Origin of the sequence: Allobosea sp. (assembly GCF_030694325.1) — a bacterium.
Taxonomy (GTDB): domain Bacteria; phylum Pseudomonadota; class Alphaproteobacteria; order Rhizobiales; family Beijerinckiaceae; genus Allobosea.
In genome coordinates this window covers 1-12,317 of record NZ_JAUXYO010000211.1, presented here as the reverse complement: position 1 = coordinate 12,317, position 12,317 = coordinate 1, and the positions used below count along the sequence as shown (strand labels likewise).

The window sequence follows — 12,317 nt, the reverse complement described above, 5'->3', positions numbered from 1 at the left end:
GGCAAGATCACGGCGACCGAAACCTTCGTCTCCCAGCCGGGCGAGAGCGATGCCCTCCGCAAGGAGAACCAGGCCGAGAACATGGGCTGGTATGCCGCTATCACCGCCGACATGTTCGGCTGAGCGCCCCCGCATCATGGCGTGCCGCTCAGGTCACTCCAGCCCGTCGACTTCGCGTGTTGGTGAGGCGGTTCCCGGCCTGGGACATCCACCTTGAACGGGGGCTGCATGCGCCGCTGCTCGGATCGTGATCCAGACGGGGAGCCGGTCATCGCGTGGCACGGTTCGTGAATAGATCCCAGCCGAGCCCGAACCCAGTGCGCAGCGGCATGGTGCCCAATCTACGGATCCTGATCGTCGACGCCAACAATCTGCGCGCCACGATCATCGAGGAAGGGCTCCGCGAGGCAGGCTATCGCGAACTCGTGCGCGTCTCCGCGACGACCGGGCTCGTCGCCGCCATCGAGCAGCACGATCCCGACGTGGTGGTCATCGATCTCGAAGATCCCAGCCGCGACGCCTTGGCCGACATGTTCCTGGTCAGCCGTCACATCCGGCGGCCGATCACCATGTTCGTCGACCAGTCGGATTCCGCCTCGATCGAGGCTGCGGTCGAGGCCGGCGTCTCCGCCTACATCGTCGACGGGCTGAAGAAGGAGCGGATGCAGCCGATCCTGCAGACCTGCATCAGCCGCTTCAACGCCTTCCGCAAACTCCGCGAGGAACTCGACGAGGCCCGCTCCCAGCTCGAGGAGCGCAAGCTGGTCGACAAGGCCAAGGGCATCGTCATGCGCATGAAGAACCTGCCGGAGGAGGAGGCCTATGCCCTGCTGCGGCGCACCGCCATGAACGACAAGCGCAAGCTGGTCGACATCGCCCGCTCGATCATTACGGCCGCGGAGGTCCTGAAATGACCCAGATGCTGACATGGCCGAGGTGCTGACATGACACTGCATCTCCGGGTCGGCTTCATGCCGCTGGTCGATTGCGCACTGGTGGTGCTGGCGAAGGACGAGGGCTTCGCCGAGGCCGAGGGGCTGAACCTCGAACTGGTGCGCGAGGTCTCCTGGTCGAATCTGCGCGACAAGCTGAACATCCGCCTGTTCGACGCGGCCCATATGCTCGGGCCCGCAGCCATCGCCGCGACGCTCGGCGTCGGCGGCGTACGGGCGCCGATGGCGGTGCCCCTCGCGCTCAACCTCGACGGGGCCGCGATCACGGTGACGTTGCGGCGCTATGAAGAACTCGCGCGCCTCGCCGAGGGCGACATGGCCGACACCGCCGTCTCGGCCAGGGCGCTGGCGGCGCTGGTGGCGCGGCGCAAGGCCTCGGGACTGCCGCCCCTGACGCTGGCCGCGGTCTTCGGCTTCTCCAGCCACACCTATCTGATCTGCGAATGGCTGGCGAAGGCCGGGCTCTCCCTGGGCACGGATATCCGCTTCGAGGTCGTGCCGCCGCCGCAGACGGTGGAGGCCCTGCGCAGCGGCCGCGTCGACGGCTTCTGCGCCGGAGCGCCCTGGAATGCCGCGGCCGTCGCCGCCGGTGTCGGCGCGATGGTCCATACCAGCACGGATCTGCGGCGCGACTGCCCCGACAAGGTCCTGGCCTGGCAGGCCGACGATCTCGAGCGCCGCCCGGCCGCCGTCCAGAAACTCACCGCGGCGATCCTGCGCGCCAGCGACTGGGCCTGCGACCCCGCCAACATCCCGCGCTTCGCGGCGCATCTGTCGGCGCCCGACCGGCTCGCTTTGCCCGTAGAGATCCTCGAGCCCGTGCTGCGCTTCAACCTGCTTCAGGGCGCAGGCCGCCCCCCGCGCCAGGTCGAGCGCTTCGTCCGCTTCGATCGCGAGGCCTTGCGGCCCGTGCCGGAGCATGCCGCCTGGATCCTGGCGGGGATGGAAAGCGCGGGGCAGGTCAGGCCAACGCCCGGAATGCTGGAGCAGGCGAAGGCGGTCTTCCGGCCCGCCGCCTTTCCGGGCGAGACCGCCTAATTCCGCGCAGATGGCGCGGAATTAGGCAGGCGCGCTCGATTTGTGCGCTGTATCGAGCCTGTGCGGCCGCGCCTCCGACCGCTGCGAGCATGGCAAGTTGTTGTAATTCAAGACAGCAACGTCGGCGGCGCCAACTGGCACGATCCTTGTAGAGATTAACCCAACGCGGCCAACGCTGCCCGCGCCATCCTCCGAACCGGAACTGCACAGCAACGCCGCTGTCGAACGTGCCCACGGGTGCATTCGCGCGGCGTTTTTCGTGTTCGGCGGCAGGCGGGCCTTGTTTCCCCATACCGAGAGGCGATCGATGACCAAGACAATCGAGACCAGGCCGAAAGCGAACGCCAGCAAGGTCGGTCGCCGTCGACTGCTGCAGCTCTCGGGGGCCGCCGCGCTGCTCAGCGCCGCGCGGCTCGCGCTGCCGTCCGGGGCCTTCGCGCAGGGCGCAGGCCCCGAGATCAAGGGCACGCGTCTCGGCTACATCGCGCTGACCGACGCCTCGCCGCTGATCATTGCCAAGGAGAAGGGGCTCTACGCGAAATATGGCCTGCCGGACATGGATATCGCCAAGCAGGCGAGCTGGGGCGCGACGCGCGACAACATGGCGCTCGGCTTCAAGAACAACGGCATCGACGGCGGCCACATCCTGCGCCCGAAGACGCATCTCTACGCCACCGGCAAGGTGATGCAGAACAACCAGCCGCTGCCGATGTACACGCTTTTGAACCTCAACGAGGACGGCCAGGCGATCTCGGTCTCCAACGAATACAAGGACCTCAACGTCCAGAAGGATTCCTCACCGCTGAAGCAGGCCTTCGAGCGCAAGAAGGCGGCGGGCAAGGAGCTGACCGCCGCCATGACCTTCCCGGGCGGCACGCACGACCTCTGGATCCGCTACTGGCTCGCCGCCGGCGGCATCGACCCCGACACCGACATCAAGGTCATCACCGTGCCGCCGCCGCAGATGGTGGCGAACATGAAGGTCGGCACGATGGACTGCTTCTGCGTCGGCGAGCCCTGGAATGAGCAGCTCGTCAATCAGAACATCGGCTACACCGCGCTGACCACCGGCGAACTCTGGGCCCGCCACCCCGAGAAGATCCTCGGCATGCGGGCCGATTTCGTCGACGCCAATCCGAAGGCGACGCAGGCGATTCTGATGGCCGTCATGGAAGCCCAGATGTGGGCCGACAAGCGCGAGAACCGCCAGGAACTCGCCGAGATCGTCGGCAAGCGCCAGTGGTTCAACGTCCCCGTCAACGACATCAACAAGCGCCTGCTCGGCGACATCAATTACGGCAATGGCCGCGAGATGAAGGGCACCAATCTCCAGATGAAGTTCTGGGGCGAGGGCGGCTCGACCTCCTACCCCTGGAAGAGCCTCGACACCTGGTTCGTCGCCGAGAACATCCGCTGGGGCAAGTTCGAGCCGACGATCGACATCAAGGCCCTCGTCGACAAGACCAACCGCGCCGATCTCTGGCGTGAGGCGGCGAGGACGCTCGGCGTCGCCGGCGCCCCGACCGCCGATTCCCGCGGCGTCGAGACTTTCTTCGACGGCGTGAAGTTCGATCCCGCCGCGCCGATGGACTATCTCAAGGCGCTCAAGATCAAGCGGGTGGCGTGATGACGATTTTCGCCACCTATCGCTCAAGCGCTCCTCGTCATTGCGAGGAGCGCAGCGACGATGCAATCCAGGAGGGCGTGGCGCCCTGTCGTCTGGATTGCTTCGCTTCGCTCGCAATGACGGTGGGTGCCTGAGCCGATGGCCGAGCCCCTCGTCATCGTCGGAAAGGGCATGGCCGCGACGCGGCTGGTCGAGGAACTCGGCCAGCGCGCGCTCGGCCGCCATGCCATCGCGGTGATCGGCGAGGAGCCGCGGCTGGCCTATAATCGCGTCCTGCTCTCGCCGCTCCTGGCCGGCGAGATCGGCGAGCCCGATGTCGAACTGAAGCCGGCCGCCTGGTGGCAGGCGCGTGGCGTCTCGACCTTCTACGGCCGCGGCGTCACCGCCATCGATCGTGCCGTCAAAGCCGTGACCCTCGCGGACGGCGCAACGCTGCCCTATGGCAAGCTCGTCCTGGCGACCGGCTCGAAGCCGGTGCGGCCACCGCTGCCGGGCAGCGACCTGCCGGGCGTGATGACCTTCCGCGACATGGCCGATGTCCGGACCCTGCGCGAGCGCGCAAGCCGCGGCGCGCGCATCGTCGTCATCGGCGGCGGCCTGCTCGGCATCGAGGCGGCCTACGGCCTGTCTAGGGCGGGGGGACAGGTGACGCTGCTGCATCTCGTCGATCGGCTGATGGAGCGCCAGCTCGATGCCGAGGGTGCGGCCCTGCTGGCATCGGCGATCAGCGCGCGCGGCATCGCCTTGCGTCTCGGTGTGGCGACGAAGGGCTTCGTCGGCACCGACGACGTCGAGGGCGTCGAGCTGTCGGACGGAGAGGTGATCCCGGCCGATCTCGTCGTCATCGCCATCGGCGTGCGGCCGAACACGGATCTCGGCAGGGCCGCCGGGCTCGCCGTGGGCCAGGGCATCATCGTCGATGACGGCATGGCCAGCGAGGACCCCGACATCTTCGCGATCGGCGAATGTGCCGAGCATCGCGGCAGCGTCTACGGGCTGGTCGAGCCCGCCTATGAGCAGGCGCGCGTGCTCGCTACGCGGCTGGCGGGGAAGCCGGCCGCCTACGGAGGCTCGCTGCTCGCGACCAACCTCAAGGTCAGCGGCGTCGGCGTGTTCTCGGCCGGCGGGTTTGAGGCGGGCGAAGCGGACCAGACGCTCGTGCTGCGCGACCGCAACGCGGGCCTCTACCGCAAATTCGTCCTCCGCCAAGGCCGTCTCATCGGCTGCGTCCTCGTGGGTGATACGCAAGGCGCGCTGTTCTATCTCGGCCTGATCCGTTCGGGGCAGGACATCTCCGCCATTCGCGCCGATCTGCCTTTCGGCGAACCTTATTGCACCCTGAGGGCGGCCTGAGATGCGTGGCGAGGCGCCCACTCCTGCGGCAGGCCCGACCGAACGCACCGTGCGCACGACCTGCCCCTATTGCGGCGTAGGCTGCGGCGTCCTCGCGACGCCGGACGGACAGGGCGGTGCGACGATCGCGGGCGACCCCGCCCATCCCGCCAATCTCGGCCGGCTGTGCTCCAAGGGCGCGGCGTTGGGCGAGACGCTGGGGCTGGGCTCGCGCGTGCTGCACCCGCTGCGCCGCAATGCCACCGGCGGCTATGAGCGTGTCGGCTGGGATGTGGCGCTGGATGCGGTCGCCGACGGCCTGAAGGGCGCCATCGCCGCCCATGGGCCAGACGCGGTCGCCGTCTATCTCTCCGGCCAGCTCCTGACCGAGGACTATTACGTCGCCAACAAGCTGATGAAGGGCTTCATCGGCTCGCCCCATGTCGACACGAACTCGCGGCTCTGCATGTCCTCGACGGTCGCGGGCCATAGGCGCGTACTCGGTTCCGACACCGTCCCGGGCAATTACGAGGACCTCGACAGCGCCGATCTGATCGTACTCGTCGGCTCGAACACCGCCTGGTGCCATCCGGTGCTGTTCCAGCGCATGCAACGGAACCGGGCGGAGCGTGGGGCCGGCATCGTCGTCATCGACCCGCGTGCGACCGCGACCGCCGAGGGCGCCGATCGGGTGCTCGCGATCAAGCCGGGCTCGGATGCCGTGCTGTTCGCCGGCCTGCTCGTGCATCTGGCGGCGAATGGGCTGACGGACGCCGGCTATCTCGCGGACCATGTCTCGGGCTACGAGGCGGCGCTGGAGAATGCGCGCCAGATCGCGCCGAACATCGCCAGCGTCGCCGACCGGACCGGGCTGACGCCGGCCATGGTGGCTGGCTTCTACGAGCTCTGGGGCGCGACGCCGGCCGTGGTCACCGCCTGGAGCCAGGGGGTCAACCAGTCGGCCCAGGGCACCGACAAGGTCGCCGCGATCCTGCATTGCCACCTCGCCACCGGGCGCATCGGCCGGCCGGGCTGCGGCCCCTTCTCGCTGACCGGCCAGCCCAACGCCATGGGCGGGCGCGAGGTCGGGGGGCTGGCGAACATGCTGGCCGCCCATATGGGCTATGCTCCGGCCGAGATCGACCGTGTCGGCCGCTTCTGGAACGCGCCGCGGATGGCGCAGACCGAGGGCCTCAAGGCCGTCGCGATGATGGAGGCGGTCGAAGCCCGGCGCATCCGGGCGCTCTGGGTCATAGCGACGAACCCGGCCGTCTCGCTGCCGCGCGCCGACGCGGTGCAGGCGGCGCTCGGCGGCCTCGACCTCTTCATCGTCTCCGAGAACGTGCTCTCGAACGACACGCTCTCGGCGAAGCCTCACCTGATCCTGCCGGCGGCGGCCTGGGGCGAGAAGGACGGCACCGTCACCAATTCCGAGCGCCGCATCTCGCGCCAGCGCGCCTTCCTGCCGCTCCCCGGCGAGGTCAGGCCGGACTGGTGGATCCTCTGCGAGGTCGCCCGGCGCCTCGGCTTCGGCGACGCCTTCGCCTATTCCGGCCCTGACCAGATCTATGCCGAGCATGCCGCGCTTTCGGCCTTCGAGAACGACGGCTCGCGCGATTTCGACATCGGCGCCCATGCCGGCCTGCCGAAGCGGGACTATGACGCGCTCGAGCCGGTGCAATGGCCGGTGCCGGCCGGCCGGCCGCTCGGGACGTCGCGCCTTTTCGCGCAGGGCGGGTTCTTCACCGCCGATGGCCGCGCGAAGATGGTCCCGCTCGCCGTTCCGGCCCTGGCCAATCCGACGAGCGCAGACGTTCCGCTGCTTCTCAACACCGGCCGCATCCGCGATCACTGGCACACGATGACGCGCACGGGGCTGAGCCCGCGCCTCAGCGCCCATATCTCCGAGCCGTCTGTTCAGGTCAATCCGGCTGATGCCGCGCGCTTCGGGCTGAACGAGGGCGGCTTCGCCCGCATCGGCAATGCTTTCGGCGCTGTCGTGCTCAAGGTCGCGCTCGACCCCGGCGTCCAGCCGGGCTCGCTCTTCGCGCCGATCCACTGGTCCGCGGAGATGGCCTCGCACGCGCGCATCGGCGCCACCGTCCAGCCGGACTGCGACCCCTTCTCCGGCCAGCCCGAAATGAAGGCGACACCGTCTTGGATCGCGCCCGTCGCCTACGCATCGCAGGGCTTCGTGCTCTCGCGCGACGCCTTCGCCCTGCCGGAGGGCAGTTGGTGGGCGAAGCTCGCCATCGTGGGCGGGCAGGGCCAGCTGTTTGCAACCGATTCCGGGCCGGCCGAACTGATGGCCTCAATCCGCGATGCCTTCGGCGAAGACGGCCTGACCGAGATGGTCGATCTCGATGGCGGCACCTATCGCTGCGCCGTCCTGCGCGACGGCCGGCTGGTCGCAGCGCTCTTCCTGGCCCCTTTCGGCGGCCTGCCGCTCTGGGACAGCGTGAAACACGCCTTCGCCGATCCCGCGGCGCTGCCGGACAACCGGCTGGCTCTGCTCGCCGGCCGCAGCCGCGACGGCGCGGCCGATCCGGGCCCGACCGTCTGTGCCTGTTTCGGCGTCGGTCTGGCGGCGATCCGGGCAGCCTTCACGGGCGGTGCGACAAGCCCCGACGAGATCGGCCGCCAGCTCAAGGCCGGGACCAATTGCGGCTCCTGCCTCCCCGAAATCCGCCGCATCGGCGCGCAGGCGCGCGCCACGGTCGCGGCATGAACCCCCTGCGATGCGACAACCAGAGGAGAATCTGATGGGTCGGGCCGTCCTGAAGGAAGTGGAGACAGGCGCGACGGTGGTCGCCCTGCCCGGTGCCAAGCCGGGCGTGGTGCCGCTGCCGGCGCCGGCCCGCAAGCCGATCTCGTCCAGGCTGCTGCCCGGGCTCAGGGCGGTCCTCGTCAATGTGCTGCCACCGCTGGTGACGGTCGCGCTGATCGCGCTGTTCTGGCAGATCGCGGCGTCCGGGCCGCAATCCTCGCTGCCGCCGCCGACCAAGATCTGGGAGGAGGCCAAGGATCTGATCGTCGAGCCGTTCTACTGGGCGGGCTCCCAGGACATCGGGCTGGGCTGGCGCATCCTGGTCTCGCTCCAGCGCGTCGCCATCGGCTTCAGCCTGGCGGCGATCGTCGGCGTCCTGCTCGGCGCGCTCGTCGGCCAGTCGGTCTGGGCGATGCGCGGGCTCGATCCGATCTTCCAGGTGCTGCGCACCGTGCCGCCGCTGGCCTGGCTGCCGCTCTCGCTCGCGGCCTTCCGCGACAGCCAACCCTCGGCGATCTTCGTGATCTTCATCACCGCGATCTGGCCGGTGATCATCAACACCGCGGTCGGCATCCGCAACATCCCGCAGGACTACCGCAATGTCGCGCAGGTGCTGCGGCTGAACCAGGTCGAATTCTTCTTCAAGATCATGGTGCCCTCGGCCGCGCCCTACATCTTCACCGGGCTTCGCATCGGCGTCGGCCTGTCCTGGCTCGCCATCGTCGCCGCCGAGATGCTGACCGGCGGCGTCGGCATCGGCTTCTTCATCTGGGACGCGTGGAACTCCTCGCGCCTCTCCGACATCATCGTGGCGCTGATCTACATCGGCGTGGTCGGTTTCGTCCTCGACCGGCTGGTCGCGCTCACCGGCAGCATCGTCACCCGCGGCACCCTGACCAACTGAGGAGGCGAGCATGAGCTATCTCAAGATCGACCATGTCGACAAAACCTTCCAGCGTGGCGCGACCTCGACCCCTGTGCTCAAGGACATCAGCCTCGAGATCGAGAAGGGCCAATACGTCTCGGTCATCGGCCATTCCGGCTGCGGCAAATCGACCTTGCTCAACATCATCGCCGGGCTGACGCCGATCACGGCCGGCGCCGTGCTGCTCGAAGGCAAGGAGGTCCGCGATCCCGGCCCCGAGCGTGCCGTCGTCTTCCAGAACCACTCGCTGCTGCCCTGGCTCACCGTCTACGACAATGTCGCGCTCGCCGTGAACAAGGTCTTCGGCGGCCGCAAGTCGAAGGCCGAGCGGCATGACTGGATCATGCATAATCTCGACCTCGTCCAGATGGGACATGCGAAGGACAAGCGCCCGGCCGAAATCTCCGGCGGCATGAAGCAGCGCGTCGGCATCGCGCGCGGCCTGTCGATGGAGCCGAAGATCCTGCTGCTCGACGAGCCGTTCGGCGCGCTCGACGCGCTGACCCGCGCCCATCTGCAGGATTCGATCATGCAGATCCACGCCACGCTCGGGAACACGATGATCATGATCACCCATGACGTCGACGAGGCGGTGCTGCTCTCGGACCGTATCGTGATGATGACGAACGGCCCCTCCGCCCGCATCGGCGAAGTGCTCGACGTCCGGCTCGCGCGGCCCCGCAAGCGGCTCGATCTGGTCTCCGACCGCACCTACATCGCCGCGCGCGAGGCCGTGCTCAAGTTCCTCTACGAGCGCCACCGCTTCGTCGAGGCGGCGTGAGCCGTTGATGCCACCCTCCGCGTCATCCCGGACGCAGCGAAGCGGAGCTCCGGGATCCATCATAGAGCGCCGTCGAGCCCTCCGATGGATCCCGGGGCAAGCCCGGGATGACGGTTCAGTGCGGGGAGATGGGCGCGCCCCGCGACCCGGAAAAGCAAGGCCATGAGCGACGACTTCACCCCCGAGCAGAAGCGCTATCTCGAAGGCTTCATGTCCGGCATGCAGTCCGCCCGCACGGCGCGCGGCCTCGGCCCGCTCGGTGGCGGGGCGACTCCGGCGGCCGCGCCGTCAGGTCCCGATCGCGAGCATCTGGAGGCGCAGGCCAGGACCGTCGCGGCCGGCGGAAAGCTCGCCGAACAGGAGAAATGGAAGGCGGCGGAGCACCCCTTCGACGCCTATGCCCGCTTCAAGCAGCAGGCGGGGGCCGGCACCTATCCCAAGCCGGACGACAATTTCCGCTGGCGCTATCACGGCCTGTTCTATGTGGCGCCCGCGCAGAACAGCTATATGTGCCGCCTGCGCATCCCCAATGGCATCCTGACCGCCTGGCAGTTCGAGGGCGTGGCCGATCTCGCCGAGCGCCTGGGCGGCGGCTACAGCCATGTCACCACCCGCGCCAATCTCCAGGTGCGCGAGATCACGGCCGAGAACGGCCCGGCCTTCCTCGAAGGCCTCGTCGATCTCGGCCTGACCGCCAAGGGCTCCGGCGCCGACAACATCCGCAACGTCACCGGTTCGGCCACCGCCGGCATCGACCCGCTCGAACTGCTCGACACCCGGCCCCATGCCCGCGCCTGGCACCACCACATCCTCAACGACCGCTCGCTCTACGGCCTGCCGCGCAAGTTCAACGTCGCCTTCGACGGCGCAGGCTCGATCGCGACGCTGGAGGACACCAACGATATCGGCTTCCAGGCGATCGAGGTGCTGGACGGCGCCCGTTTCGAAGGGCAGCCCGTGCCGCCGGGCATCTGGTACCGCCTCGCGCTCGGCGGCATCACCGGCCATAAGGACCTCGCCCGCGACACCGGCGTCGTCGTGGCGCCCGCTGATGCGATTCCCGTCTCGGACGCGATCCTGCGCGTCTTCATCGCCCATGGCGACCGCACGAACCGCAACCGCTCGCGGCTGAAATATGTCCTCGACGCCTGGGGCTTCGAGCGTTTTCTGACTGCCGTCGAGGAGACGCTGGGACGCCGCCTGATCCGGGTCGACACAAGCTTCGTCGCACCGCGGCCGGTCTATGACCGGCTCGCCCATATCGGAGTCCACCGTCAGCTCCAGCCGGGCCTCAACTGGGTCGGCGTGGCGCTGCCCGTCGGCAAGTTGACCGTCGCGCAGATGAGGGTCATCGCGGCTCTCGCGCGCCAATGCGGCGACGGCGACATCCGCCTGACCGTCTGGCAGAACCTGCTGGTCTCCGGCGTGCCAGACGCCAGGGTGGAGGACGTGCTGGCCCATCTCCAGGCGGCCGGGCTCTCGGCGCAGACCTCGATCCTGCGAGCCGGGCTGATCGCCTGCACCGGCGCCACCGGCTGCAAATTCGCCGGCGCCTACACCAAGGAGGATGCGCTCGCCATCGCGGCGCATTGCGAGCCGCGGCTCACGCTCGACCAGCCAGTGAACATCCACCTCACCGGCTGCCACAACTCCTGCGCCCAGCACTATATCGGCGATCTCGGCCTGATCGGCGCCAAGGTCCCGGTCGGCGAGGACGGCGATACCGTGCCGGGCTATCACGTCTTCGTCGGCGGCGGCTTCGGCGTCGAGGGCGGCATCGGCCGCGAGTTCCGCACGAATGTGAAGGCCGAGGAGGCGCCGGCCCTGGTCGAGGCGATCCTGCGCACCTGGCAGACGCATCGCGCCGCGCCCGACGAGAGCTTCGTCGCCTTCGCCCGCCGCCACGAGATCGACGCGCTGCAGGCGCTCGTCGCGCAGACGGGAGACGCGGCGTGAGCGGGCATCGTCACCCCCAAGCCCTCATCCTGAGGAGCGCTCCGCAGGAGCGCGTCTCGAAGGATGCTCCAGGAGGCTCCGGAACCATCTGGAGCATCCTTCGAGACGCGCTTGCGGCGCTCCTCAGGATGAGGACTGAGGGACATGAGCGCCTGCTCGATACGCGCCCTTCATCGATCGGAGCGGTTCGATGACCATCCAGACCCCATCCCCCATCGTCCAGGTCCTGCCGGAGACGGCCCCCTTCAGCGAGGAACAGCGCTCCTGGCTGAACGGCTTCTTCGCGGGGCTGCTCTCGCTCGACAATGCCGGCGTCACCGCGCTGTCTCCGGCGCAGAACGCCGCCGTGATGGGCGAGGCCGAGGATGATGGCGCGCCCTGGCATGATCCCTCGCTAGCGCTGCCGGAGCGGATGCAACTCGCAGAGGGCAAACCCCTGCCGCGCCGGCTCTTCGCCGCCATGGCCCAGCAGGATTGCGGCCAGTGCGGCTATCTCTGCGAGACCTATTCGGCCGCGATCGCCTCAGGCGCCGAGGCCCGGCTCAATCTCTGTGCGCCCGGCGGCAAGGACACGCTGCGCCAACTCAAGACGCTGATGGATGAGGGCGAAGCGGCTGCTCCTGCCGCTGCGGCGGACGCGCCCGCCCCCGCGACGCTCGGCCCTCTCGGCCGCTGCCGCGAGAACCCGGCACTCGCCACCTTCCTGTCCCGCCGCAAGCTCAGTGGCGAGGGCTCGCAGAAGGAGACCTGGCATGTCGAGTTCGATCTCTCCGGCTGCGGGCTCGACTATGTGGTGGGGGATGCCTTCGGCGTCGTCGCCCGGAACGATCCGCGGCTGGCGGACGCCGTCATCGCGCTGCTCGGCGCGCGGCCCCATGCCGATGTCGGCGGCGTCCCGCTGCGGGAGGCGCTGATCGCGCAGCGCGCGCTCGGCCCCG

At 68.8% G+C, this 12,317-nt stretch carries 10 protein-coding genes; all 10 read left to right on the top strand.

The window, feature by feature from the left end; genetic code table 11:
- The first annotated feature begins 6 nt into the window (after positions 1-6).
- On the top strand, positions 7-123 hold the full coding sequence (locus tag Q8M82_RS13980) for an FCSD flavin-binding domain-containing protein (protein ID WP_305691947.1): 117 nt from the start codon (positions 7-9) through the stop codon (positions 121-123).
- Between the two features lie 206 nt (positions 124-329).
- Complete coding sequence (locus tag Q8M82_RS13975; protein WP_291828014.1) at positions 330-914, top strand: ANTAR domain-containing response regulator; 585 nt, start codon at positions 330-332, stop codon at positions 912-914.
- Between the two features lie 30 nt (positions 915-944).
- Entirely contained in the window at positions 945-1,991 is a 1,047-nt protein-coding gene (locus Q8M82_RS13970; protein WP_305691946.1) for an ABC transporter substrate-binding protein, read from the top strand.
- Positions 1,992-2,298: 307 nt separating this feature from the next.
- Complete coding sequence (locus Q8M82_RS13965) at positions 2,299-3,618, top strand: CmpA/NrtA family ABC transporter substrate-binding protein (protein ID WP_305691945.1); 1,320 nt, start codon at positions 2,299-2,301, stop codon at positions 3,616-3,618.
- 138 nt (positions 3,619-3,756) lie between these two features.
- Entirely contained in the window at positions 3,757-4,971 is a 1,215-nt protein-coding gene (locus Q8M82_RS13960) for an NAD(P)/FAD-dependent oxidoreductase (protein WP_305691944.1), read from the top strand.
- A 1-nt stretch (position 4,972) separates the two neighbouring features.
- The gene (locus Q8M82_RS13955) at positions 4,973-7,678 is read left to right on the top strand and encodes a nitrate reductase (RefSeq protein WP_305691943.1); all 2,706 of its coding nucleotides are present in this window, start codon (positions 4,973-4,975) and stop codon (positions 7,676-7,678) included.
- Positions 7,679-7,712: 34 nt separating this feature from the next.
- On the top strand, positions 7,713-8,621 hold the full coding sequence (gene ntrB, locus Q8M82_RS13950; protein ID WP_305691942.1) for a nitrate ABC transporter permease: 909 nt from the start codon (positions 7,713-7,715) through the stop codon (positions 8,619-8,621).
- 10 nt (positions 8,622-8,631) lie between these two features.
- A complete protein-coding gene (locus Q8M82_RS13945) occupies positions 8,632-9,423 on the top strand; it encodes an ABC transporter ATP-binding protein (protein ID WP_305691941.1) in 792 nt (263 codons plus the stop codon).
- A gap of 162 nt (positions 9,424-9,585) precedes the next feature.
- Positions 9,586-11,379: a NirA family protein gene (locus Q8M82_RS13940; protein ID WP_305691940.1), complete on the top strand. Its 1,794-nt coding sequence runs from the start codon at positions 9,586-9,588 to the stop codon at positions 11,377-11,379.
- A gap of 190 nt (positions 11,380-11,569) precedes the next feature.
- Positions 11,570-12,317: ferredoxin reductase domain-containing protein (locus Q8M82_RS13935; protein ID WP_465248082.1), on the top strand; the 748-nt coding region annotated here is incomplete at its 3' end.